Origin of the sequence: Corynebacterium mucifaciens, from assembly GCF_012396315.1 — a bacterium.
GTDB classification, from domain to species: Bacteria; Actinomycetota; Actinomycetes; order Mycobacteriales; family Mycobacteriaceae; genus Corynebacterium; species Corynebacterium mucifaciens.
Window position 1 is genome coordinate 63,058 of record NZ_JAAXPF010000005.1, and the last position, 24,231, is coordinate 87,288.

A 24,231-nucleotide genomic window follows, 5' to 3' on the forward strand; every position below is an offset into this window, starting at 1 on the left:
CCAGGTGTTACACCTCCGCCTTACCGGTCTTGTAGCCCACGCCACGGACGGTGAGGATGATCTCCGGGTTCTCCGGGTCGTGCTCGATCTTCGAGCGCAGCCGCTGCACGTGCACGTTGACCAGGCGGGTATCGGACGCGTTGCGGTAGCCCCACACGGATTCCAGCAGCTCCTCGCGGGAGTGCACCTGGTTGGGCTTGCGTGCCATCTCAACCAGCAGGTCGAACTCCAGCGGAGTCAGTTGGATTTCCTGGTTGCCGCGCGTGACAGTGTGCTGCGGCACGTCCACCGTCAGATCACCCACTTCAAGCACGTCCGCCGGGGTCTCATCCGTGCGGCGCAGGCGGGCACGGATGCGGGCAACGAGCTCCTTCGGCTTGAAGGGTTTGGTGATGTAGTCGTCCGCGCCCGATTCCAGGCCTAGCACCACGTCCACGGTGTCCGTCTTGGCAGTCAGCATGACAATCGGCACGGCGGACTCTTTCCGGATCTCGCGGCAGATGTCGATGCCGTTCATGCCCGGCAGCATCAAGTCCAGCAGGATGAGGTCTGGGCCGAAGGAATGGAACGTCTGCACCGCTTCCGCCCCGTCGGTGACAGAACTGGTCTGAAAGCCCTCGGCCTCCAGCACAATGGTCAGCATCTCGTTGATCGCCGGATCGTCATCCACCACAAGGATCTTCGGGGCCATGGGTCCTCCTTACTGCATGCCACTACCTGGCTAGTGCACCAGCTCGCTCATTGCCTGCATGATAACCGCCGGATCCGACGCGCGGATCCACCGGCTCACCCAGTTCGCCTCCGCCAACTCCGCGTACGCCTCGAACGTGGCAACCTGCAGCGCCACGTCGCGTTCATAGCGGTCGCGGGTGCGCGACGCGTCGCGCTCCTCACGGGCTGCAGCCCGGTCGCGGGCGACGTCCGGCGGGGTATCCACCAGCACCTGCAGGTCCGGCTGGGGCAGCTCGAGCTTGCCGAATTCGAGGTCGTGCACCCACCGCACGGCAGCCGGGTCCCCAGTACGCGCGCGCGTGTAGGCGGCGTTGGAGGCCACATAGCGGTCCAGAACGATGATCTTGTCGGTGGCGCCGGCGAAGCCGTCGAGAAGCTGTTTCGCCCCATGCCTGTCCAGAGCGAACAGCGTGGCCATTCCGAACGCGGAATCCGCCAGATCGCCCATCCGGCCGTGCAACGCGTCACTGGCAAGCTGCGCGTGCACGGATTCGTCGTAGCGGGGAAACGCGAGCGTCTCCGCGCCGAACCGTTCCTTCACGGCCGCAACCAGCGTGTGCTTGCCCGCCCCGTCAATGCCTTCGACTGCAACAATCATGCGGTTACGCCAGCGCCTCGAGGAACTGCTCCAAGTCAGCGTCCGTGTCAGCCTCCTCGAGCACCGCAGCGGCGGACTCCACGAGCTGCTCGTCCATCTCGTCCGGACGGCGGCGGATAAACGGGTACGCCTCCGCGATCTCGCCGGCGGAAAACGGCGCACCAGCCCAGATCGCAGCGATGGTCGCCGCAGCCTGGCCGTTGAGCAGGTCGTCTTCGGTGGGGTCGTCCTGCTTTGCTGCCAGCAGCACGGCGTCGCGGACCGCCTCGAAGATCTCCTCAAAGTCGAGGTCAGCCAGCTCGTCGAGGAAGTCCGTGTTGGTGTCGACCGTGAAAATCTGCTCGTCCCAAGTACTCACTGCGACGCTCCTTCCGTACATGGTGCGCGAGCAAACGCCCGCGCAAAGTGTTGTCCCCATCTATATACGGCATATCCCCACCCAAGGGCACGACAACGCGCGCCCGGCGGATTCCGCGGGGTTCCGCATTCTCCGATTGCGTGATATAAACGGAGCTGTAGGCGAAACGTTACCAAGTTGTAATGCAACGCACGTCGGACACGATCTGCGGGAGGAGGGGACTGTGGAAGGGACCGCACGCCGCGTAGCCGTGTTTCTCGGTGCAGGCGTATTGCTGGCAGCCCTCGTCGGAGTCACCGTCTGGGCCACCTCCGCGCCGGGGCAGAACAACCGTGCCGGGTTCACAGCCGAAGCGGCCGGGACCGCGGAACCGAGCTCGACGTCCGCGTCGCCGGGCGAAACGAAGCCACCCGGGTCCGCCGACCAGGGCAGCGACGACGACTCGCGCACCAGCCGCCAGCGTGACGGTGAGCCGGGCGACACTCGTGAAGCTGGGCAAACTGTCGCATCCGCGCCGTCGGGCTACAACGCGGCAAGCGACCCCTACCTGCCACCGCACGCCGTAGTGACGCGGGCGCCGCAATCGGGCCAAACCTCCCGCGTGTACCGGCCGTCCAACATCGTCCCGTCCACGGCCCTGCCCACCGCCGCCCAGGGAGGCACCCGTCCTACCGCAGAGCCGGCGCCCGCCAACCGACGACCGAGCACGCAGACCACTTCCCCGCAGACGCCGAGCGGCGGGGCCCAGCCCAGCGCGACCAAGCCGACTGCGCCCGCGACGCCAGCGCCGGAAAGCTCGACAACACAGCCGTCCGAGGCGGAGGAGCCGGTCCTTCCTTCCGCTCCGGATCCGGGAGCCGAGCCCGTGCCGGACGCCACGCAGGAAGCACACCAGGATGGGGCCAACTCCCCCGCAGCACCTCAGGCGCCGTCCGCCCTCCCCGCTGAGCAGCCAACCACCTCAGCACCGGCGCGCGTGGCCGGTAAGGAAGACGTCGCCGGTTACCCGCGCGAAACGCAGGCTGCGACAGCCCGCGACGTCATCGATGGCTTCATCGGCGCGGTGACGCAGTAGCCGGCTACACCGTCGCCACGAAGACTTGGGCGTTCTCGGAGGCGGTGAGGCGTACTGCACCGTTGCTCGCGGGTACCCAGGCGGCGTTTCCCTGGGTGAGGGCGAATCCCCCATCCACGACCTGCCCAGCGGTGCATAGCACGATCGCCGGGCCGTCCTTATCAATAGTGAGCGTCTCACCGCTGGCGAGCTCGTGCATGCTCACCGCGAAATTGTCCACCGGCATCTGGAACTCAACACGGCCGCCGCGCGCAGCGTGTTCGGCCCGCGGGTTCTCAAGCGTCGTGAAATCCAGCACGCGCACGAGCTCTGGCACGTCAACGTGCTTGGTGGTCAAGCCGCCCCGCAGGACGTTGTCGGAGCTCGCCATGACCTCCACCCCGAGGCCCGACAGGTAGGCGTGGAGTTGGCCCGCACGCAGGAACGCGGCTTCCCCCGGCGCGAGTGTGACCAGGTTGAGCAGTAGCGCGGCCAAGACTCCAACGTCGCCCGGGTACGCCTCGTTGAGCTCGAGGTAGAGCGCTGCGGCCTCTACCATCCATTCCGGGTGCTCCCCCTGTGCGACGAGCGCGCGGGCCGAGCCCTCAACCGCCTCGATCAGTCCCACCCGGGACTGCACTGGCAGCGAGATCAGGGTGGTAAACAGCGCGCGAAGGTCGCCGTCGCTGTCCGTGGGCAACAACGCGGCGTAACGGTCGAGTTCCGGGCAGGCGAGCGCCCGAAAATACGCAGCCGTGTCAGCCACCGGGCGGAAGCCGGCAAGCGCGCGAAACGGGGTGAGAGCGACAATCAGCTCCGGCTTCGGGTTCGGGTCCTTGTAGTTCCGGTCCGGGCTATTTAGCGCGATCCCCTGCGCGTTCTCCCGGTCGAAACCCTCTTCCGCCTGCTCGCGCGACGGGTGCGCCTGGATACTCAAGGGCGCGTCCGCGGCGAGGAGTTTGACCAAAAACGGCAGCTGATCACCGTACGCGGCGTGCACACGGGAGCCGAGCGCCGCGGCCGGATCTGCGGCGATGATCTCGTCCAAGCCGGTACCGCCCACCGTCGCCGGGGCCGCGGGGTGCGCACCGAACCACAGCTCCGCCTGCGGCTGCGGGCTCGGCGAGGGCTCGCCGCGAAGGTCTGCGAGCAACGTGTGCGAGCCCCAAGCGTAGGGGCGCAGAGCTCCTTCGAGGTGCTCCATGACTCTCCTTCTACTACTCGGCGGCGGTGTCGGCTGCGTCGGCCGTATCGGCCGTGTCGGCGGAAAGCGCCGTCGCAGCGTACGCCCGGGCCACCAGACGGGCCGCGCGAGCAGCGACGTCGGTGGAGTCCGTCTCCACGGCCTCTACCCGGCTACCTGCCGAAGCCACCGGATCGGCGACCTCGCAGGACCAAACAACGGTTGTCAAACCTACCAGTTCCGAGGGTCCGTCAATGTAGGGGTCGTAAAAGATGTCGTCTGTGGCCGGCGCCGGATGAGCCAGTTGAGCACGCTCGACGGCACCCGGCAGCTCGGCAGCATCCACCGCCGCGGACGGGATGCCGTTTACCGACCACAGCGCCGCCGCCAGTCCCGCGACAGCGCTGCCCGCGCGACCGATACCGGTGTGCAACACTCGGCCGCCGTCGGCGTGGCCACACAGCGTACGTGCCGGGTTGACTGCGGCGTCGCGGTGCGGGGATGCGGCCTCCAGCTCCACGTCCACCTCCGACGCGATGGCGTCGAAGCGTTCTGCGACTTCTGCTGCGGGACGGCGCAACACCGCCAGCACAGCGCCGACAACGGCGCAGGTGCGAAGGGCGGACGTGCCCGCCACGGCGGGCAGCGCGGGGATCACGGTGGTGGCCTGTGGTGCGTCGTCAAGCAACGGCCCCTGCGCCGGTCCTGCGAGGATCGTCTCCGCGCCGCGGTCGGAGGCCGTGATCAGCGCGCGCAGGTCCTCGTCGCGTCCTGCGTTGTCGCCCACGACCACAACGACATCGAGCGGGCCGACATAGGCGGGAAGGACATCGGCAACGACCACCGGCACCTCGAGCGGGCCGGCGAAGGCGCAGAGCGCACGCGCTGCAGCTGCGGCAATCGAGTCCGTAGCCAGCACGACCACGCTGCGCGGCTGCAGGCCTGTCAGCGCGGCCAGCGACTCTGCCGCCTGGCCTACCGCGCGGATCTGGGCGCCTTCGTGCGCGACGTCGAAAAAGAGGGCCTCTTCCCTGGAAATTCCGCTCATACAGCGCGAGCCTACGCGCGGTGCCTTAGGCGCGGATGATGCCGAGGATTTCCTCTGTCAGGGCGTCGACCTCTTCGCGCGTGGGCGCCTCTGCGTTGAGCCGCAGCAGGGGCTCGGTATTGGAGGCGCGCACGTTGAACCACGCTTTCGAGTTCCGCAGCTGGACAGTGACGCCATCGAGGGTGTCCACGGAGTCGGCCCGGTCGCGGAACGCATCCACCACACGCTGGGTCGCCGCAGCTTGGTCGGCCACCTCGGAGTTAATCTCTCCGGAGGCAGCGTAGCGGTCGTAGGCGGCCATCATCTCGCTCAGCGGCGCGTCTTGCTCCGCCAACGCGGCGAGCACGTGCAGCGCAGCCACAAGGCCGGAGTCCGCGTTGAAAAACTCTGCGAAGTAGTAGTGCGCGGAGTGCTCCCCGCCGAACAACGCGGAATGCTCCGCCATCTGCGCCTTGATGTACGAGTGGCCCACGCGCGTGCGGACAGCCTTGCCGCCCTGCTCCTCAATGACTTCCGGCACGGTGCGCGAGGTGATCAAGTTGTGGATGACGGTCGCACCCGGGTTGTCCGCGAGCACGCGGGAGGCAATCAGCGCGGTGATGGCGGACGGGGAAACGGCGTCGCCTCGCTCATCCACCACGAAGCAGCGGTCCGCGTCGCCGTCGAATGCCAAGCCGATGTCCGCGCCTTGCTCGACGGTGAAGCGTTGCAGGTCCACCAGGTTCTTCGGGTCCAGCGGGTTCGCTTCGTGGTTGGGGAAGGTCCCGTCGAGCTCGAAGTACAACGGGCGGATGTCCACGTTGCTCAACTCGCCGAGCACCGCCGGCACGGTCATGCCGGCCATGCCGTTCGCGGCATCCACCGCTACTACGAGCTTGCGGCGCGTCGGAACCGGTACCAGCTCGCGCAGGTAGGTGGCGTATTCGCCGAGGGCGTCGTGCTTCTCGACGACCCCAGGTTCCCCCGCGTACTCCGGCACCCCTTCGACGAGCATGCGGGCGATGTCGCTCAGGCCTGTGTCCGTGGACACTGGGGCGGCGCCCGCGCGGCAGAGCTTAATGCCGTTGTACTTCGCCGGGTTGTGGGAGGCGGTGAACATCGCGCCTGCGCAGCGCCGGGTCCCGGCGACAAAGTAGAGCTCGTCGGTGGACGTCAGCCCCAGAAGCGTCACATTCACGCCTTGGCTAGCAGCACCTTCGGCGAACGCTTTGGACAACGCCGGGGACGACGGGCGCATGTCGTGGCCGACTGCGATGCGGTCTTCCCCCTCGCCGCGCAGGATGCTGGCGAAGGCCGCTCCGGCGGTGCGGACAAAGTCTTCGTCGATGGTCTCCCCCACGACGCCGCGGATGTCGTACGCCTTAATAACGCTCTTCAGCGTGTCCGTTGTGTGCTCAATAGCCATGCGCGCCATCTTATCCCGCCCCTTCGACGCGCCTGGTGCCCCGCCCTAGTCTTCACTCTCCGGGTCAGGGACGACGCGCAGGTGGGAGCGGCGGGCAGCTTTGTGCGCCGCGATCTGCTCCTCCACGCGCTTAGTGCGGTGCACCGGGTGGTTGGAGGTGTCCGGGTTGTTGAAGTCCTTGTCCGCGGAATACTCGATCGGGTCCTGTCCGCTTTCCACCAACCCGGTGGTCACTCGCCCCGCCTCGCGCACCGCCTCCGCGAGCGCGGTGATGTCCGTGGTGTCGTCGTCCGCGGTGTCCGCGTCGTCACCATCAAGCTCGACATGCTCCACGCGCACCAGCTCCCACCCCACTGGAGCGGTGATATGCGCGGAATGGCGCTCGCACAGATCCCACGCGTGAGGGTCCGGGGCGGGTGCGAGCGGGCCGACTACTGCCGTCGAGTCCGCGTACGCGTAAATCAGCGTCGCCACGGCGGGCCGGCCGCACCCTGGGCGGCAACAACGACGGTAAACATTCACGGCGCCAAGTCTAAACCCCATGTTGAGATTTCGGCAGTGCGACGCGGCGCGCCCACGCCACCCCCGGGCGCACGGGCAATAGGCTTGCCTCTCATGACATCGACCGGCCCCTCGCATGTTCAACCGGCCCGCAACCGGCACGGCAGAGGAGTGCGTGGGCCTGTCTTACCGGTGGGCGTGCCGCGCTACCGCACGCGCACGGACGCCTTTGACCAGCTGGTCCTCGACGCGTACGCGCCACTGCACAACCAATTTTTCAACGAGCTTGCCGGGGTCGACTTGGCGGTGGACACGGTGCCCCGCATGCGGCTCAGCCCAGACATGACAGTCCTGCCGGACGAAATCATCGCCGATGGCCCGGTGCCCCTGGGGAGGGTGCTTCAAGCTGGCGTAGACAAGCGGGGCAACCCGACGCGTGCGCGCCTTGTGGTGTTCCGCATGCCCATCGAGCACCGCAGTGCACACACGCAAGAGCGGTCAGAACTCATCACATGGGTTCTGACCGCTCTGGTGGCGAACTACCTCAACCTCGACCCGCGGACGATCGATCCAGACTTTCCCTGGTAGGCCGCGCCGAGTCTGGCCGGTTAGCCGAGCTGCTTTTTCAGGCGGCGGCGCTCCCGGTCCGAAAGCCCACCCCAGATGCCGAAGCGCTCGTCGTGCTCGAGCGCGTACTCCAGGCACTCGTCTCGGACCGCGCAGGCTTGGCAGATCCGCTTGGCCTCGCGGGTGGAACCGCCCTTCTCCGGGAAAAACGCTTCCGGGTCGGTTTGGGCGCACAGCGCCTGGTCCTGCCACTCCTGCTCGACGGCGCCGAACAACTCGTCGAGGGTCATCCCTCCTGCGGCTGCGCCACGGAGGATGGCGTCTGCCTGGTTCTCCACGCCATCACCTTCCTTAGTTGCTTGTCGGACGTAAAAGAGTGGTGCCCGCATTTCCCGTCGAGCGGGCACTGCGGATGACACTGCTGTGATTACACACTGCAGCACTAAATAGCCGCAACCAGAATTTCCCACTCACGGGAACGCGCACCGCATTTCCCACGTCGCTCGTCACACGAGCCACATCTGTCACATGACCGCGCCGTTGGGGGTAAAGAGAGGGGGTACTACATGTAGTAGCGGGCGGGGATTCAGCAACTAATCCCGGGTTTCAGCGTGTCGCTTACGCGTCCGAGGAGAAACGCACTCCCGAGTCTGGGATTTCCACGCCCGGCCACACGCGCATCCCCGCCTGCAGCTCGCACCGGGCGCCAATTCGCGCGCCCTCGCCGATGACACTGTCGATGACGCGTGCGTTCGCCCCGATAGTGGCGCCCGCGGCGATGATGGAGTTGCGCACCATTGCGCCCGGCTCGATGGTGACGCCGTCAAAGATCACGGAGTCGTCCACCCGCGACCCGGCACCGATTTCGCAACCACGGCCCACAGCAGTGCCGCCGATGAGAATCACGCCGTGCGCGACGCCCGCGGAGTCGTCGACAAGCGATTCGCCCGTGCACCCCTGGAGCAGCGGCGAGTACGCGATGCCGCGCACCACGTCCGAGGAACCCTGCACGAAATCATCGGGACGGCCCATGTCGCGCCAGTAGGACGAGTCCACGTGGCCGACCACCTTCGCGCCCGCCGAGAGCAGACCCGGAAACGTCTCGCGCTCGACAGACACCACGCGCCCGGCCGGGATGTTCTCGATCACCGAACGTTTAAACACGTAGCAGCCGGCGTTGATCTGGTCGGTCGGCGGGTCCTCGGTCTTCTCCAAGAACGCCAGCACGTTGCCGTCCTCATCGGTGGGCACGGAGCCGAACGCGCGCGGGTCCGGCACGCGCACCAGGTGCAAGGTCACGTCGGCATCTTTGTCCACGTGCGTGGCGGCAATGGCCGACAAGTCCGCACCGGAGAGCACGTCGCCGTTGAACACCATGGCGTTGTCGTAACGCAGCTTGTCGTAGACGTTGCGGATGGCGCCGCCGGTGCCCAGCGCCTCCTCTTCAACCACGTACTCGATTTCCAGGCCGTACGCGGCGCCGTCGCCGAAGTACTCTTCGAACACCTCAGCCTTATAGGAGGTTCCCAGCACGACGTGGCGCATGCCCGCCTCACGGATTCGCGCAAGCAGGTGCGCCAAGAAGGGGTGTCCGGCCGTGGGCAGCATCGGCTTCGGGGTGGACACCGTAAGCGGGCGCAGGCGCGTACCGCGCCCGCCCACCAAGATCACCGCGTCCATCTCGATGACCGCCTCGTCGGCTTCCTGGGGGGCGCCGCCCTGCTGCGAAGTTGCCATAACCTGTCCTTTTCTTATCGGTGGGATTCGTTTCGGGTGTATTTACGTACCGGCTGGCCGGCGCGGCGCGCGCAGCCCAAGCTGGATTGCGCCCCGTGCCTGTAGCCCCAGCCACAACGCCCACCGCAGAGGTGCTTGCCATGCGTGGGGGTGCCTGTCGCGTTGAAAGCGGTAAGCGGACCTGTGGTGCGCCGGAACCGTCACACGGCGAAACTTGCCAGCCACGTGGCCTTGGTCGTGGTGGATGACTGCCGACGGGCAGTAGAGGTTCTTCCACCCTGCGCGCGCAAGGCGGTCGCCGAAATCGATGTCTTCCAGGTACATGAAGTAGCGCTCGTCGAATCCGCCGATGGCGTCGAACGCGTCCCAGCGCACCAGCAGGCATGCGCCCGAGAGCCACCCGGCGGTGCGCTGCTCGTGCATGTTGGCATTCGCCCGGTACGCGCGGGAGAACGGGTTGCCGGGCCAAATGCCGTAGAGCAATGCATGGCCAATGCCCGTGGCCAGACCTGGGACCTCGCGCGCGCTGGGGTACGTCGATCCGTCCGCCTCCTCGATCCGCGGACCCGCCGCGCCTGCGCGCGAGGCGGCGTCGATGCAGCGGAGTAGCTCATCGATGCTCCCGGGTGCGAACTGGACGTCGGGGTTGACGATGAGGAAGTAGTCGTCTCGGATTGCACCGGTGCGACGGCGCTGCGCCAGCGACGCTGCTGCCGCGTTGATGGCGGCTCCGTAGCCGACGTTTCCCCCGGTGGGGAGAAACTCGACGTTGTCGTGCGACGCCGCCGTGCGCTGCGGCACCCCATCGGTGGAGCCGTTGTCCGCGCAGATGAGGTGGACCGGCTGGGTCGTCGCGGCATCCAGCGAGGCAATGAGTTGCGCCAAGTGCTCGCCGGGCGAGTAGGTCACCGTGACCACGGCCAGCGGCGCGCCAGATGCCGTTGCGTTGGGAAAGTCTGCGTTCACAATGGCTGGGATCATACCCACCAAAACGGCCGGAACCGGTGTACGGCACAGCGCGCGAACGGGAGTGGTGCCGGGATGTCGTATACTTCCCCGCGTGACTGACCCCAGCCGGCGCGCCCGCGACATCCAGGCGGCACCGTCGCGAACGCGCGACGTGTCGCAGTCCGGCCACCCGGTGGTAAAAGGGGTACTCGCTGCGCTTTCCGCCGCCGCGATCGCGCTGTCCGGCATCGGTTACTTCGCCGTCGGCCGCCTCGGCGGGCAGCTGTCCGCCTCCGAACTCGATGTGGGACGAGCCAAGGGCAAGGACGACGCGCTCGACGGCGCGGTGGACATCCTGCTCGTCGGCTCGGACTCGCGCACGGACGCGCAAGGCAACCCGCTGAGCGAGGAAGAGCTTGAGCGCCTGAACGCTGGCGTGGCCGACGGCGAAATTAATACCGACACGATCATGGTCATCCGCATCCCGGAAGACGGCTCCAAGGCAACCGCAGTCTCCATCCCGCGCGACACATATGTCCACGACGAGACCCACGGCAACCTCAAAATCAACGGTGTCTACGGGGCGTACGCCGCCGACAAGCGCGAGGAGCTGGTTGAGGAAGAGGGGATGTCCGAGGGGCAGGAACTGGAGCAGCAAGTCGCTCGCGCTGGTCAGGAGGGCCTGATCGACGCGGTCGCAGACCTCACCGGAGTCCAGGTGGACCACTTCGCGCAGGTCGGCCTGCTCGGCTTCGTTCTGCTTACCGACGCCGTCGGCGGCGTGACCGTGTGCTTGAACGAGGCAGTGGACGAGCCGCTCTCCGGCGCCCGTTTCCCCGCCGGCGTGCAAACCCTGAACGGCACGCAGGCGCTGTCGTTTGTCCGGCAGCGACACGATCTTCCGCGCGGCGATCTCGACCGCATTGTCCGCCAGCAGGTGTTCATGGCGTCGCTGGTGCGCAACACGCTCTCCGCGGGCACGCTGACCAACCCGTCGCGTCTGCGCGAATTGTCCAATGCGGCGGAACGCTCCGTCACTTTGGACAAAGACTGGGACGTCGTCCGCTTCGCGCAGCAGCTTTCGGGCCTCGCCGGGGACAACGTCACCTTCACCACCATCCCGGTCACCTCGGTCAACGGCGTTGGCGACTACGGCGAGTCCATCGTGACCGTCGATGTTGCCCAGGTGCAGCAATTCATGGGGGACATTGTGCAGCCCGCAGAGGACGTGAAGGACACTGCGGACGAGAACACGACCGGGGATACCGAGACGTCCTCCTCCCCCACCGCGGACGCGTCCGCGCTACGCGGCCGCCAGGTGACCGTGCTCAACGCCGGTGGCGTCCCGGGGCAAGCCGGCCGCGTGGGGCAGGAACTGGGTAAGGACGGCATCACCGTGGACGAGGTCGCCAACGCGATGGAGGGCCTGTACTCCCAGAGCCAGGTGGTCGCCCCCGACCCCGAAGACCCAGCCGCTCAGGAGCTTGCGCGCCTGCTCGGCGGAGTGCCTGTGGTAGCCAACGGCACGCTGGACCAGGACGCGCTTGTTGTCGTCGTGGCCGAGGATTACGCCGGGCCAGGCAAGCTCTCTGCGGAGGAGACGGACGCGGAGGCGCCCGTGGGCACGCCGGGCGAGGACTTCGGCGCAACGCAGGCTGCGCCGGAGATCACCGCTGACGGCGACAGCCCGCGGTGCGTGAATTAGGCCCAAGCCGGGCGCAGCACCGCACCCTCCCTGCCATGAATATATTTCACAGTATTTTTCTCATTGCCCGGAAATTTATACATGTGCTGCGGTAAAACCGTAGTGCATGACCCCATCGACGCGGCCCAAGCCGACAAAAGACACTGACCCTCCCGAGAAAACAGGCGCGGCAGACCGCGTCCTCAACGGCATTGAAAGGGTGGGCAACAAGCTCCCCGAGCCGTTCACCCTCTTCCTCATCCTTTTCCTTCTCACCGCCATCCTCTCCACCATCATGGCGTGGTCCGGGGCGCAGGTGCAGGTCCCGGGTTCGGACGAGGTCCGGCCCATCCACGGCTTCTTCACCAAAGAGGGGCTGGCCTGGTTCACCGTCAACCTGGGTAAGAACTACGTCGGCTTCCCGCCGCTGGTCTACGTGCTGCCCATCATCCTCGCGGTGGGTATCGCGGAGCGCTCCGGCATGCTCTCGGCGTTGATCCGCCGGTTGTTCGGCTCCGCAAACACAACCGTCCTGCCGTACGCGGTGGGTGTGATCGGCGTGTCCGCGTCCCTTATCGCTGACCCGGCCTTCATCGTTATCCCTCCGCTGGCAGCCATGGTGTTCAAGGCCGCGGGACGCCACCCTGTTGCTGGCCTCCTCGGCGGTTTCGCCTCCGTCGGCGCCGGCTACGCCACTTCGATCCTGCCCGGCTCTCTCGATGCCCTGTTCGCCGGCATCACCAACTCCGTCATGGAGGCCCTCCCCAGCTTGGAAGCGAACGAGGTCACCGTTGTTTCCAACTACTGGTTCAACATTGCCTCCGCGTCCATCCTCGGCTTCTTGGCGGGCTTCATCATCGACAAGGTGCTTGAGCCGCGCCTGAACAAGCTCGGCGTGCCCACCGAAGTCGCCGAGGGTCAGGACGCGCCGGACCTCGATATCGACGGCAACGAAATCACTGCGGAGCTCACCCCGGCTGAGAAGCGCGGCCTGACCGCCACGCTCTGGGCGACGCTCCTCCTCACCATCGTCGGCACGATCGCCGTGCTCGTGCCCGGCTCACCGTGGCGCAACGAGGAGGGCAACTTCCTCCCAGACTCGCCGCTGATGCAATCCACCGTGTTTATCGTGGTGCTCTACTTCGTGGTGATGGGCTTGGTGTACGGCATCGCAGCCGGCACGGTGAAGAGCGTTCCCGATGTCACCGAAATGATGGGGTCCGCCATCAAGGAGATGACCGGCTTCCTCGTCCTCGCGTTCATCCTCGGCCAGTTCATCGCACTGTTCAACTGGTCCGGCATCGGCACGTGGACTGCAGTGAAGGGCGCGGAGGCACTCGAATCCGCTGGCATCGGCGGCTTCGGCGCCATCCTGGCGTTTGTCATCCTCGCGTCCTGCCTCAACATGCTCATCATCTCCGGTTCGGCCCTGTGGACGCTGATGGCCGCGGTCTTCGTGCCCATGTTTGCGCTGATCGGTTTCGACCCGGCATTCATCCAGGCCGCGTACCGCGTGGGCGACTCCGCAACGCAGATCATCACCCCGCTCAACCCGTACCTCATTGTCATCCTCACCCAGCTGCGCCGCTACGAGCCCAAGGCCGGCATCGGCACGCTCATGTCGCGTCTCATCGTGTTCTCGGTGGCATTCTGGCTGTTCTGGCTGGCGCTGCTGTTCATTTGGTACCAGTTCGACCTGCCGCTGGGCCCGGGCGCGTCAATCATGCTTGCCCAGTAGCGTCCTCCGCTTCGGACAACAACGCCTCCACGGAGACTGCTCCCCCGGCGGCATCGAACTCGGCACGGGCGTCGGCAAGCAATTGCGGATCATTGAGTACATCCGCGATGACCTGGCCGAGGCCCACCGCCGAGTCCACCACCCCGTCGATCGCTGCCGGAGTGATCGCGGCGTCGGCGAAAGCAACGGTGTGCAGCGCGGTGCCCTCCGGGGCGATCTTCAACAACGGGTGGATGCCCGGCACGAGTTGGGAGACGTTGCCGAAGTCCGTCGATGCCGCCTGCGAGTCCGGCAGGATACCGCCGGGCAGTACGCGGCGACCGCGGGCCTGCTGGGTGGCACCCCAGCGCGCAGCCAGGGTTTCGTTATTACGCACCGGAAGCGACATCGGGTGGTTGTCCCAGTCCACCTCCACGCCAGTACCAGTCATAAGGGCCGCGCCGGTGAGGATGTCGTCGATACGCTTGCTCAAATCCATCAACGTGTCGGTGTAGAGAGAGCGAACATAGATGTTCAGCGTCGCTTCTTCCGGGATGATCGAGGCGCGCGCCCCGCCGTCGGCGATAATCGCGTGCAGACGGTCCGACGGAGGCATTTGCTGACGCAGAAGCCCGAACGCCTGGTACGCGAGCGTCGCGGCGTCCAGCGCGTTGCGGCCCATGTACGGCTGCATCGACGCGTGCGCGGCGACACCTGAAAATGTGGCCGTGAGCGAGCGCCGCCCCGTCCAAGCGTGGGAAACAAGGTCGTAGCTAAACGGGTGGATCATCACAGCGCAGTCCACACCTTCGAGCATGCCGCCCCAGATCATGCACTCCTTGCCGGTGTGCCCCTCCTCGGCCGGCGTGCCAAGAAAGACTATGCGGCCGGAACCGGAACCGACTGCGCCGAGAAAGCCACCCACACCGGACGCCGCGATCACGTTGTGACCGCAGGCATGCCCGATGCCGGGTAGCGCGTCGTACTCGGACATCACCGCGACGGTGGGATGCACTGCCGGGTCGAAGTCGTCGCTTTGCCACTGCGCCCGCAGCGCGGTGCCCACACCGTGGGCGCCGCGTATGACCTCGAAGCCGTGTGTTTCCAGCACCTCCGCAATGACCTGCTGAGCATGGAACTCTTTAAACGCCTCCTCCGGATTGGCGTGCAGGTCGCGCATGATGTGCTCCAGATCCGCCCGAGCGATGCTGACCCGCTTTTCCACGCCTGCCCAGACTGCTTCGCGTTCCGGATACCCCGGCTCGACGGCGAATTCGGGGGCTGCGGCGCCGATTTGCTCGTCGACAATCGCGTCCATGCGGTTAAGAAACGCCGGGTTCGGTGGGGTCGGTTCGGTCGGGCGGGTGGGATGCACGGGGCTCACTCTCCGTTCTGCCATATTTTCTGTCACTCGAATGGCATTTCTTTTAAACCCTACTGCACGCAAAGTGTGACTGGTACAACATACATACATGAGCACACCGAAGATCACACGTAAAGGCGACAGCCGGAGCCCTGAACGGGATACCGGAGCGCCCACCACGACCAGCACAAAAGACCCCGACACCAGCGCTGACGGCAGCCCGCCGGAGAAGAAAACCGCCTTGGACCGCATCCTCGGCGGCGTGGAAGCGGTGGGCAACAAACTGCCCGAGCCCTTCACCCTCTTCCTCATCCTGTTCCTGTTCACGGCCGTCGTCTCAACGGTGATGGCGTACTTCGGTGCCGAGGTCGAAGTTCCCGGTGAGGACGAAAAGGTTGTGATCAAGGGCTTCTTCACCGGTGAAGGTCTTGCCTGGTTCACCACCACCCTCGGTGAGAACTACCTCGGCTTCCCACCCTTGGTCACCGTGCTGCCGATCATGCTCGCCGTTGGCGTCTCCGAGCGCTCCGGTATGCTCTCCGCACTAATCCGCAAACTGTTCGGATCTGCGAACCGTTCGATCCTGCCCTACGCGGTCGGCCTGATCGGCGTGACCGGATCGATCATGGCGGACGCCGCTTTCGTGGTCATCCCGCCGCTGGCCGCCATGGTCTTCAAGGCCGCCGGGCGCCACCCGGTCGCGGGCCTGCTCGGTGGCTTCGCAGCCGTGGGCGCCGGCTACTCCACCGCGCTCGTGCCCACTTCGCTCGACGCCCTGTTCGCTGGCATCACCAACGCCGTGATGGAAACCCTGCCGAACATGGACGTCACCGAGGTCAACCCGATCTCGAACTACTACTTCAACATCGCCGCCTCCATCGTGCTGGGCCTGATCTGCGGCCTAATCATCGATAAGGTGCTCGAACCTCGCATGCACAAACTCGACGTGCCACAGGACATGGTCGAAGGCGACGACGGCATGAACCGCGATGCCGACGGCAACGAAATTTCCGTTGACCTGACCGACAAGGAACTCCGCGGCCTGAAGTGGGCCGGCGTCGCCACAATCATCGTCACCGCGGTCATCCTCGTCGCGGTGCTGGTGCCGGATTCACCCTGGCGCAACGAGGAAGGCGCGTTCCTGCCGAAGTCTCCGCTGCTGCAGTCGATCGTCTTCATCGTCTTCACCTACTTTTCGGTCCTCGGCATCGCCTACGGCAAGGCTGCGGGCACGGTAAACAGCATCAAAGACATCGTGGACATGATGACCAAGGCCATGGGCGACATGGTCGGCTTCCTGGTGCTGGCGTTCATCCTCGGCCAGTTCATCTCGCTGTTCAGCTGGTCCGGCATCGGCACCTTCTCGGCTGTCAAGGGAGCAGCCCTCTTGGAATCGGCGGGCATCACCGGCTTCGCCGCCATCCTTGCGTTCATCATCCTCGCGTCCTGCCTGAACCTGCTGGTCATCTCCGGTTCCTCGATGTGGACGCTCATGGCGTCGGTGTTCGTGCCCATGTTCGCGCTCATCGGTTTCGAGCCGTCGTTCACCCAGGCCGCATTCCGTGTTGGCGACTCCGCCACCCAGATCATCACCCCGCTGAACCCGTACATCATCGTGGTCCTCACCCTGCTGCGTCGCTACGAGCCGAAGGCCGGCCTGGGCACCTTGATGTCGCGCTTGATCGTCTTTGTCATCCCGTTCTGGATCTCATGGGCCATCTTGCTGTTCATCTGGTACATCTTCGATCTACCGCTCGGCCCCGGCTCGGCAATCTTCCTGTAGTGCCTACACTGGGTGGGCATGAACATGCTTGGTCCCCTGCTCTCCGCCGATCCCGCGACCCCGCGCTTCACTATTTACGACGACGCGCGGGGTATCCGCATGGATTTCTCCGCCCAAACGCTGGACAACTGGGCCAGCAAAGTGGCCAACATGCTCGACGAGGAGTTCGACCTCTCCCCCGACGCCAGCATCGTCATTGACCTTCCGGTGTCTTGGCAGGCCGCCGTCATTGCGGTGGGCACGTTCAACTCCTCGCGCACTCCGCTTATCGACGACCCCGCCACCGCCCCCGACATCGTTTTCACCACTCCAGAGCGCGCCGATAAGTGGACGTCCGCCGCCGAGTGCGTACTCGTCTCCGACGACCCGTTCGGCCGCGGCATCGTCGAAGCCGGAGGCACCCTTCCCCCGGGCACCGTCGACTTCGGCCCCACGGTGCGCTTTTACGGCGACGCATACTTCGGCATCAGCCCAGAGTTGTCCACGTTTGCCGAAGACGGCATCGAAGCCGAGCGCTACCTCGTCCAGGGTTGGCAGGGCACCGACGGTTTCCGCACCGTCGTGCTCGCCCCGCTGGCCGCTGGCGGCTCCGTCGTCGCGGTCACTGGGCTTGCCTCCGCCGACCGACTAAGAGAGATCACGGACGCCGAGAAAGTCACCCGCGTTATCGAACAGCAGTGATCGTTACACCTGCGCAGGTGGGCTAAACCGTGGCGGACTAAACCCGATGTCGCGCACCCTGACCCGCCGCGCTACCGCGCTGGCACTCGCCCCCTCCCTGGTTATTGCAACCTCCGCCCCGACCCACGTTGGAACCGCCACTGATACCACCCAGAACGTCACTGGCCCGGGCGGCATCGAATTCTCCCAGGACTAGGTGGACAACGCGCTGCGCTTCCTCGCCGTCATCCTTTGCGCGGGCGCGATCGTGGCCACCCTCGGCGCCGCCGGCCTCTACTTCGCTGGCCCGCACTTCGGCATCGAACTGCCGGGCCTGCCCCGCTAGTTCCCCGCTCGTGGGGCGTTTTAAGGCTTTGCAGGGCCGTGGCCACCGCGCCGAGTCAACAACCCAGCTAGCGGTTGAAGATGCGGCGCACGAGTCGTCGATAAGCAACGCGCGCGATGGAGTGCGGTAACGCGAACACCTCGCGGGCGTAGTTCTTGGTGCGCGACGTCGTCGGGGTCGGCGCCGCCACCATCCGTACAGGAATACCCAGGTGCCAGGCCCACACCCGCGTGCGCGGAACGTGAAACCCGCTGGTCACGACCGTTAAGTGCCCCGCCCCGGGAAACAACGCCCGGGAGCGCTCCAAGTTTTCGTTGGTGGACCGCGCGTACGGCTCCGCCACCACCGACGTTTCCGGCACCCCATGGGCCACCAACCACGCGGCCATCACGCCAGCCTCCCCGTAGCCGGAGACGACGAACGGCCGCGGGTCCGCCCGCCACGCCTCGAGGGCCGTGCGCAGGCGGCTTTCGAGCATGCGGGACGGGCGCCCGTCGATCACCCGCGCGCCCAAGACGACGATCGGGTTACTCACCCATCAGACGCCGGCGCAGCGCCTCGTCCTTGCGCTCCACTTCCTGCGCCATGCGCGCTTGGTAGTCCGCCATCGCGCGCTGCACAGACGGGTCGGCGGCGCCGATGATGCGCGCGGCCAGCAGCCCAGCGTTCTTCGCGCCGCCAATAGACACGGTGGCCACCGGAACGCCACCCGGCATCTGCACGATGGATAGCAGCGAATCCAAGCCGTCGAGCGTGTCCAGAGCCCGCGGGATGCCAATCACCGGCAGCGGGGTCGCCGCGGCCACCATGCCCGGCAGGTGTGCGGCGCCACCGGCGCAGGCGATGATCACCTGCAGGTCGCGGGTGTGCGCCTCTTTGGCGTACGCCAGCATCTTGTCCGGCGTGCGGTGCGCGGAAACCACGCCCACCTCGAACGCGATGCCGAACTCGGCGAGGATCTCCGCGGCCGGGGCGACAGTGTCCCAGTCCGAGTCCGAGCCCATGATGATGCCGACAGCAGGTTGCGCCATAGCTTTAGTCCTTCCAGGTTGCGTGGATGATGTAGTGCGCTGCGTCTTCCGCCACGGCAAGCGCCTCGTCGACACTGTCCGCGGACACGTTAACGTGGCCCATCTTGCGCCCGGGGCGGTGGTCCTTGCCGTAGAGGTGCACCTTGGCCTGCGGGTACTTGCGCATCACTTCCACCACCCGCTCTGCCATCGGGGTGTCCGGGTCTTCCTCGCCGCCGAGCGTGTTCACCATCACCGTCGCGGGCGCGAGCGTGTCGACGCCGCCTAACGGCCAATCCAGCACCGCGCGGAGGTGCTGCTCGAACTGCGAGGTCACACACCCATTTTGGGTCCAGTGCCCGGTGTTGTGGGGGCGCATGGCCAGCTCGTTGACGGAGACTTCCGGGCCGTTTTCACCGTCGTACTCGAACAGCTCCACGGCGAGGACGCCGGTGACGTCGAGGCCCTCCGCCACCCGCACAGCGAGGTCCTGGCAGCGCTGCGCAAGCTCGGGCGACATCCCCGGCGCAGGGGCGATGGCGACGCGGCAGATACCGCCGTCTTGGCGGGACTCCACCACCGGCCAAGCGCGCACCTCGCCGGAACGGTTGCGCGCCACCATCGCGGAGAGCTCGCGGGTGAACGCCACCTTCTTTTCCGCCATCAGCGGCAGGTCGCGGCCCAGCAGGTCTTCCACCAGTGCAGCGCACTCCTCGCGGGAGGACGGAAACCACACGCCGTGGCCGTCGTAACCCCCGCGGGTTGCTTTCAGGCAGACCTGGCCGCCGGTCTGCTCCCAAAACGCCTCTGCGTCAGCGACGGATTCGATGGCGCCGAACGCCGGCACCGGCAGGCCAGCCTCGGACAGCCGCTTGCGCTGTTCGAGCTTGTCCTGGGCGTAGAGCAACGCATCGGGGCGGGGTTCGACGGCTACGCCTTCGTCGATAAGCATCTGCGCGTACTCGTTGGGGACATGCTCGTGGTCGAAGGTGACGGCGTCGGCGCCGTCCACGATCGCGCGCAGGTCCTCGAGCTTGGTGTAATCGCCGAGGCGCACGTCGCCGAAGACCTGCGCGGCCGAGGCGTCGTCACTGGCGGCGAGCACGCGTGTCTCCACGCCGAGCTCGATCGCTTCCGTCTGCATCATTCGTGCCAACTGGCCGTCGCCGATCACGGCGACGACGGGCATCCCATAGGCGTTACTCACGCAGCACACTGTAGTCTCCGCACCGGCTACCATCGCAGCCATGTCTGCAACCATCGCCCGCCACCCCATCTTCCAGAATTCGCTGATGACCGCGCTGCTGGACGGCATCTACGACGGCGAGCTGACCATCGGCGACATTTTGAGCAAGGGCAACTTCGGCCTGGGCACCTTCGACGCCCTCGACGGCGAGATGCTCATCCTGGACGGGGTGTGCCACCAGCTCACCTCGGACGGTAAGGCCCGCGTGGCCGACCTCGAGCAGCGCACCCCGTTTACGGTGGTGACCAACTTCGTGCCCCGCCTGTGCTTCGACGCGCCAAAGGCCATGGTCCGCTCAGAGCTGGCCAAGTTCATCGACGACGCCGAGCCCAGCCACAACTTCTTCACCGCCGTGAAGATCACCGGCCGCTTCAAGGAAGTCCGCGTGCGCACCGTGACCAAGCAGGAAAAGCCCTACCCGCCGATGTCGGAGGCGGTCTCGGACGACGCGGAGCACGTCTTCAACGACGTCGACGGCGTCATCGGGGGTTTCCGCACCCCGGCGTACGCGAAGGGCATCGGCGTGCCAGGCTGCCACGTGCACTTCATCAACGACGACCACTCGCGCGGGGGCCACGTGCTGGACTACACGGTGGACGAGGCAGTCATCGAGCTGTGCCCGGGCACCGACATGGACTTGCACCTGCCGGTCACCGCGGAATTTCTTGGTGGGAGGCTTTCCCCCGAAGACCTCGACGAGCAGCTGCACACCACCGAGGTGAAGGGGTAACTACCGCGGAGCGCCGAGTGCCCGCTGCAGGGTCTTTTCCACTGCGCGCGCCTTACCCACCTGCGCAAAGCGGATTGGCTGGGAGAAGCCGTACACCGCGACGTTCAGCCCGCCGTGGTCGCGGCGCACCGAGTGGATCTGGCGCAGCGGGATGGAATCTACCCCGCGCTTGCCGCGGGCCAAGATCCGCTTGTCGGTGACGATGAATCGGCGCCGCCGGGACGCCACCAGGGGCCCGACGAACCGCCACAGCGCGAGCAGCGCCCAGACCAGCACCGTGGCGTTGCGCACCGCCGGGTCGATGTATGGGGTCACATCCATCCAGCCGATGGCCATCCACGCCACGCCGGTGATCAGCACCAGCTCAAGCAGCGGGATGGTCAGCGAGGACAGCGGCGCGCAAACGTCGGCGAGGACAACCTCATCCCCGCCGACGCGAAACGCTGCTTTTCCGGACATCACCAGGCAGGGTACTGCACGCCTACGAGGTCGGCCGCAGGTGGTGAACGTCGCCGACGGCGTACGCAACGCCGTCAATAAGCACTTCGCCCTCGTCGTTAACCCCTGTGACGGTGCCGGTGACGGTCTCCTCGCCCTCGCGCATCTCTAGGCGCACCCGCTGACCAATGGTGGTGCACACGGCACGGTAATCCTCCAGCAGCTGTGGGTCGCCGTCGCGCCACTGCGCAAGCCGCTGCCCCATCGCGAGCAGAATGTCCGCGGTGAAGTCGTCGAAATCGACCTCGATCCCCTCGAGATTGAGCGCGGTGGCGGTGTCTACCGGCAGATCCTCGGCGCGCATGGCCACGTTGATGCCGATGCCCACGATGACCCGGGGCATGTCCAGCGCGGAGAGGATTCCGGCGATCTTCTTCCCGCCGATCTGCACGTCGTTGGGCCACTTCAGCTGCGCCCGCGGCACGACATCAGTGACGGCGAGGCCCGGCGCGAGAGACAGCAGCCCGAACGGCGGCGGGGTCTCGCCCACTTCAACCACCATGCTCATGGCTAGCTGCGCCCCCTTCGGCGAGACCCACTGCCGGTCCAGCCGCCCTTTGCCGGCAGTCTGCTCGTCTGCGATGAGCACGGTCCCCGGCTCGCCGTCCTTGAGTAGGTCGGCGTTGGTGGACCCGGTGGATTCGACCCACCGCACGTCTGGCCAGTACTCCGCCACCGCGTCTTGAATTGCCTGAATGTCGCGCACAGTCATGCGTTCGAGCATATTGCTTCTCGACGATCGCTTCGCCCCCAGCCCATGTTGTCCATTCGTCCAACCTACGGCCGCCGGGCGGGCCTATCCTCGGGGCAGTCCATGACCCCGAAAGAAAAGGTAGTCCGGCATGTCTGAACCGAACCAGACCCCGTCCACCAACGCCGCGTCTCCCGCAGGCGACACCGCACCCGGCACACCGGGTGGCATCACCCCCGGTGTGGAGCAGCCCGAAGGCGCTGTGAACCCGCCGCAGGACACTGACGCCCAGCAAGCCCCGGCCCCGGTTACCCCCACCGGCTGCCCCTTCCACGTTGGCGCTGCCGCAGGCGCTGACGCTAGCTCCAACCCTGACCCCCGCGCTCAGCAGGGCGAGTACCTCACCACCGCACAGGGCGCGCGACTGAGCGAGACCTCCAAGTCGCTGCGCGCCGGCGAGCGCGGCCCGCTGCTCATGCAGGACCACCACTTCCGCGAGAAGATCACCCACTTCGACCACGAGCGCATTCCGGAGCGCGTCGTGCACGCCCGCGGCGTGGGTGCGCACGGCGTGTTCGTCGCAAACGGCAACGCCTCCAAGATTTCCAAGGCTGCCGTGTTTAAGAAGGACAAGGAGACCCCGGTCTTTGTCCGCTTCTCCACCGTGCTGGGCTCCCGCGGCTCCGCCGACTCGGTGCGCGACACCCGCGGTTTTGCCACCAAGTTCTACACCGAAGAGGGCACCTGGGACTTGGTTGGCAACAACATCCCGGTCTTCTTCATCCAGGACGGCATCAAGTTCCCGGACGTGATCCACGCCGGCAAGCCGCACCCTGACCGCGAGATCCCGCAGGCGCAGTCCGCGCACGACACGTTCTGGGACTTCGTGGGCCTGCACACCGAGGCCACCCACCACACGCTGTGGAACATGTCTGACCGCGGCATCCCGCGCTCGCTGCGCATGATGGAGGGCTTCGGCATCCACACCTTCCGCTTCATCAACGACGCTGGCGAGACCACGTTGGTGAAGTTCCACTGGAAGCCGAAGTTCGGCGTGCACTCCCAGGTGTGGGAGGAAGCGCAGATCACCGGCGGCATGGACCCGGACTTCCACCGCCGCGACCTGTACGACGCCATTGAGGCCGGCGCGTTCCCGCAGTGGGACCTCGGCGTGCAGGTCTTCCCCGACACCGGGGACCAGATGTTCGAGGGCATCGACCTGCTCGACCCGACCAAGATCGTGCCGGAAGAACTCGCCCCGGTGCAGATCATCGGCACCATGACGCTGAACAAGAACCCGCGCAACTACTTCGAGGAGACCGAGCAGGTGGCATTCCACCCCGGACACCTCGTGCCGGGCATCGACGTCACCGCCGACCCGCTGCTGCAGGGCCGCCTGTTCTCCTACCTGGACACGCAGATTTCGCGTCTGGGCGGGCCGAACTTCGCCCAGCTGCCCATCAACCGCCCGCAGGCGCCGGTCAACGACAACCTGCGCGACGGCATGCACCAGGTCGGCTCCCACACCGGCGTGGCGCCGTACAAGCCGAACTCGCTCGACGGCGGTAACCCGGCCGAGGCGACCGTGGACGAGGGCGCGCTCATCGACGTCCCCGTGGCAGTCTCCGGCACCATTACCCGCGAGCAGCCCGCCTCCTTCGATGACCACTTCTCCCAGGCCCGCCTCTTCTACATCTCCCTGTCTGAGGTGGAGCAGGCTCACCTCGCGGACGCAGTCTCCTTCGAGCTGGGCAAGTGCTACGAGGAGGCCGTGAAGGTGCGCTACCTCGATGTCCTCGCGCACGTAGACCAGGATCTGGCTGAGACGGTTGCCGACAACCTCGGTCTGCCGCACCCGGCCGCACAGGAGATCGCGGACGTGCAGCCGTCCCCGGCACTGTCCCAGGTGGGCAAGACCTGGCCGATCGACGGCCGCCAGGTGGGCATCCTCATCTCCACCGACCTGGATGAAGCTTCCGCGCAGGCAGTGGGAGCCCTCGTTGACGAGCTGTTCGCCGCCGGCACCACCCCGCTGCTGGTCGCGGAGAAGGGCGGCGCCGTCACGCTCGGCGGCCGCGACGTGTCCATCTCGCGCACGTACCTGACCGCAAGCTCCATCGAGTTCGACGCTGCAGTGGTGGTTAACCCGCCGGCGAAGACCGAAGTGAACACCATCCTGGGCGAGCTCGAACGCCACAAGAAGGCCATCGTGGTCGTCGGCGAGGCGGGCAAGCAGGCACTGGACGGCGCACGTGTGCCGGCTGACCAGCCGGGCATCGTCGCCGTCGACGCGGCCGACGCCGCTGCCGCCCCGGTGAAGGAGCTGCTGGCCTCCCACCGCGTCTGGGAGCGCTAAACCCACCCCGGTGGTT

The 24,231-nt window shown here is 66.4% G+C and carries 26 protein-coding genes; 10 read left to right on the plus strand and 16 right to left on the minus strand.

What is annotated here, in order from left to right; translation table 11 throughout:
- Positions 1 to 7 precede the first annotated feature (7 nt).
- Genes mtrA through HF989_RS05760 form a run of 3 tightly spaced genes read right to left on the minus strand, consistent with a single transcriptional unit; the run spans position 8 to position 1,688 of the window.
- The gene (gene mtrA, locus HF989_RS05750) at positions 8 to 691 is read right to left on the minus strand and encodes an MtrAB system response regulator MtrA (protein WP_168684719.1); all 684 of its coding nucleotides are present in this window, start codon (positions 689 to 691) and stop codon (positions 8 to 10) included.
- Between the two features lie 30 nt (positions 692 to 721).
- Entirely contained in the window at positions 722 to 1,330 is a 609-nt protein-coding gene (locus HF989_RS05755; RefSeq protein WP_168684721.1) for a dTMP kinase, read from the minus strand.
- Between the two features lie 4 nt (positions 1,331 to 1,334).
- The gene (locus HF989_RS05760; RefSeq protein WP_168684723.1) at positions 1,335 to 1,688 is read right to left on the minus strand and encodes a DUF4259 domain-containing protein; all 354 of its coding nucleotides are present in this window, start codon (positions 1,686 to 1,688) and stop codon (positions 1,335 to 1,337) included.
- 223 nt (positions 1,689 to 1,911) lie between these two features.
- Here HF989_RS05760 and HF989_RS05765 point away from each other — a divergent pair, with 223 nt between their 5' ends.
- A complete protein-coding gene (locus tag HF989_RS05765; RefSeq protein WP_168684725.1) occupies positions 1,912 to 2,763 on the plus strand; it encodes a hypothetical protein in 852 nt (283 codons plus the stop codon).
- Between the two features lie 4 nt (positions 2,764 to 2,767).
- Here the strand turns inward: HF989_RS05765 and manA are convergent, their stop codons facing one another.
- Genes manA through HF989_RS05785 form a run of 4 tightly spaced genes read right to left on the minus strand, consistent with a single transcriptional unit; the run spans position 2,768 to position 6,921 of the window.
- Complete coding sequence (gene manA / locus HF989_RS05770) at positions 2,768 to 3,946, minus strand: mannose-6-phosphate isomerase, class I (RefSeq protein WP_168684726.1); 1,179 nt, start codon at positions 3,944 to 3,946, stop codon at positions 2,768 to 2,770.
- A gap of 13 nt (positions 3,947 to 3,959) precedes the next feature.
- Positions 3,960 to 4,973, minus strand: a complete 1,014-nt coding sequence (locus HF989_RS05775) for a hypothetical protein (protein ID WP_168684727.1) — start codon at positions 4,971 to 4,973, stop codon at positions 3,960 to 3,962.
- A gap of 25 nt (positions 4,974 to 4,998) precedes the next feature.
- Positions 4,999 to 6,378 (minus strand): phosphomannomutase/phosphoglucomutase, encoded by a 1,380-nt coding sequence (locus tag HF989_RS05780; protein ID WP_168684728.1) that lies wholly within the window; start codon positions 6,376 to 6,378, stop codon positions 4,999 to 5,001.
- 45 nt (positions 6,379 to 6,423) lie between these two features.
- Positions 6,424 to 6,921 carry a DUF3499 domain-containing protein gene (locus tag HF989_RS05785; protein ID WP_168684729.1) on the minus strand — a complete coding sequence of 166 codons (498 nt, stop codon included), beginning with the start codon at positions 6,919 to 6,921 and terminating at the stop codon, positions 6,424 to 6,426.
- A gap of 72 nt (positions 6,922 to 6,993) precedes the next feature.
- Between HF989_RS05785 and HF989_RS05790 the strand changes: the two genes are divergently transcribed.
- Complete coding sequence (locus HF989_RS05790; protein WP_168684730.1) at positions 6,994 to 7,467, plus strand: metallopeptidase family protein; 474 nt, start codon at positions 6,994 to 6,996, stop codon at positions 7,465 to 7,467.
- Between the two features lie 20 nt (positions 7,468 to 7,487).
- Here HF989_RS05790 and HF989_RS05795 read toward each other — a convergent pair whose 3' ends face one another.
- From HF989_RS05795 to HF989_RS05805, 3 genes are all read right to left on the minus strand, one after another.
- On the minus strand, positions 7,488 to 7,736 hold the full coding sequence (locus HF989_RS05795; protein ID WP_201773350.1) for a WhiB family transcriptional regulator: 249 nt from the start codon (positions 7,734 to 7,736) through the stop codon (positions 7,488 to 7,490).
- A gap of 328 nt (positions 7,737 to 8,064) precedes the next feature.
- A complete protein-coding gene (manB, locus tag HF989_RS05800) occupies positions 8,065 to 9,183 on the minus strand; it encodes a mannose-1-phosphate guanylyltransferase (RefSeq protein WP_168684731.1) in 1,119 nt (372 codons plus the stop codon).
- A 42-nt stretch (positions 9,184 to 9,225) separates the two neighbouring features.
- A complete protein-coding gene (locus tag HF989_RS05805; RefSeq protein WP_168684732.1) occupies positions 9,226 to 10,164 on the minus strand; it encodes a glycosyltransferase family 2 protein in 939 nt (312 codons plus the stop codon).
- A 79-nt stretch (positions 10,165 to 10,243) separates the two neighbouring features.
- Here HF989_RS05805 and HF989_RS05810 point away from each other — a divergent pair, with 79 nt between their 5' ends.
- Positions 10,244 to 11,836: an LCP family glycopolymer transferase gene (locus HF989_RS05810; RefSeq protein WP_168684733.1), complete on the plus strand. Its 1,593-nt coding sequence runs from the start codon at positions 10,244 to 10,246 to the stop codon at positions 11,834 to 11,836.
- Positions 11,837 to 11,942: 106 nt separating this feature from the next.
- Entirely contained in the window at positions 11,943 to 13,553 is a 1,611-nt protein-coding gene (locus tag HF989_RS05815; RefSeq protein WP_168684735.1) for an AbgT family transporter, read from the plus strand.
- Here HF989_RS05815 and HF989_RS05820 read toward each other — a convergent pair.
- Complete coding sequence (locus HF989_RS05820) at positions 13,537 to 14,931, minus strand: M20 family metallopeptidase (protein ID WP_246233822.1); 1,395 nt, start codon at positions 14,929 to 14,931, stop codon at positions 13,537 to 13,539. The genes HF989_RS05815 and HF989_RS05820 overlap by 17 nt on opposite strands.
- A 73-nt stretch (positions 14,932 to 15,004) precedes the next feature.
- On the opposite strand from HF989_RS05820, the gene HF989_RS05825 reads away from it, so the two are divergent.
- The 4 genes from HF989_RS05825 to HF989_RS10835 are packed head-to-tail and all read left to right on the plus strand — an operon-like array spanning position 15,005 to position 17,684.
- Positions 15,005 to 16,678, plus strand: a complete 1,674-nt coding sequence (locus HF989_RS05825) for an AbgT family transporter (RefSeq protein ID WP_168684737.1) — start codon at positions 15,005 to 15,007, stop codon at positions 16,676 to 16,678.
- Between the two features lie 18 nt (positions 16,679 to 16,696).
- A complete protein-coding gene (locus HF989_RS05830; protein WP_168684738.1) occupies positions 16,697 to 17,359 on the plus strand; it encodes a TIGR03089 family protein in 663 nt (220 codons plus the stop codon).
- 46 nt (positions 17,360 to 17,405) lie between these two features.
- On the plus strand, positions 17,406 to 17,555 hold the full coding sequence (locus tag HF989_RS05835; protein WP_168684740.1) for a hypothetical protein: 150 nt from the start codon (positions 17,406 to 17,408) through the stop codon (positions 17,553 to 17,555).
- On the plus strand, positions 17,556 to 17,684 hold the full coding sequence (locus tag HF989_RS10835; RefSeq protein ID WP_281351341.1) for a hypothetical protein: 129 nt from the start codon (positions 17,556 to 17,558) through the stop codon (positions 17,682 to 17,684). It begins immediately after the preceding gene.
- A 67-nt stretch (positions 17,685 to 17,751) separates the two neighbouring features.
- Here HF989_RS10835 and HF989_RS05840 read toward each other — a convergent pair whose 3' ends face one another.
- The 3 genes from HF989_RS05840 to HF989_RS05850 are packed head-to-tail and all read right to left on the minus strand — an operon-like array spanning position 17,752 to position 19,934.
- Positions 17,752 to 18,219, minus strand: a complete 468-nt coding sequence (locus HF989_RS05840) for an ElyC/SanA/YdcF family protein (RefSeq protein ID WP_168684742.1) — start codon at positions 18,217 to 18,219, stop codon at positions 17,752 to 17,754.
- On the minus strand, positions 18,212 to 18,715 hold the full coding sequence (purE, locus tag HF989_RS05845) for a 5-(carboxyamino)imidazole ribonucleotide mutase (RefSeq protein WP_168684744.1): 504 nt from the start codon (positions 18,713 to 18,715) through the stop codon (positions 18,212 to 18,214). Before purE ends, HF989_RS05840 begins: the two co-directional genes overlap by 8 nt.
- A gap of 4 nt (positions 18,716 to 18,719) precedes the next feature.
- A complete protein-coding gene (locus tag HF989_RS05850; protein WP_425482992.1) occupies positions 18,720 to 19,934 on the minus strand; it encodes a 5-(carboxyamino)imidazole ribonucleotide synthase in 1,215 nt (404 codons plus the stop codon).
- Between the two features lie 7 nt (positions 19,935 to 19,941).
- On the opposite strand from HF989_RS05850, the gene budA reads away from it, so the two are divergent.
- Complete coding sequence (gene budA, locus HF989_RS05855; RefSeq protein ID WP_168684745.1) at positions 19,942 to 20,670, plus strand: acetolactate decarboxylase; 729 nt, start codon at positions 19,942 to 19,944, stop codon at positions 20,668 to 20,670.
- Here the strand turns inward: budA and HF989_RS05860 are convergent, their stop codons facing one another.
- Both HF989_RS05860 and HF989_RS05865 read right to left on the minus strand, forming a co-directional pair.
- Positions 20,671 to 21,129 (minus strand): hypothetical protein, encoded by a 459-nt coding sequence (locus HF989_RS05860; RefSeq protein WP_168684748.1) that lies wholly within the window; start codon positions 21,127 to 21,129, stop codon positions 20,671 to 20,673. It abuts the gene before it with no gap.
- 22 nt (positions 21,130 to 21,151) lie between these two features.
- Complete coding sequence (locus HF989_RS05865) at positions 21,152 to 21,880, minus strand: biotin--[acetyl-CoA-carboxylase] ligase (RefSeq protein WP_246233823.1); 729 nt, start codon at positions 21,878 to 21,880, stop codon at positions 21,152 to 21,154.
- A 130-nt stretch (positions 21,881 to 22,010) separates the two neighbouring features.
- On the opposite strand from HF989_RS05865, the gene HF989_RS05870 reads away from it, so the two are divergent.
- Entirely contained in the window at positions 22,011 to 24,215 is a 2,205-nt protein-coding gene (locus HF989_RS05870) for a catalase (RefSeq protein ID WP_168684752.1), read from the plus strand.
- Positions 24,216 to 24,231: the final 16 nt, after the last annotated feature.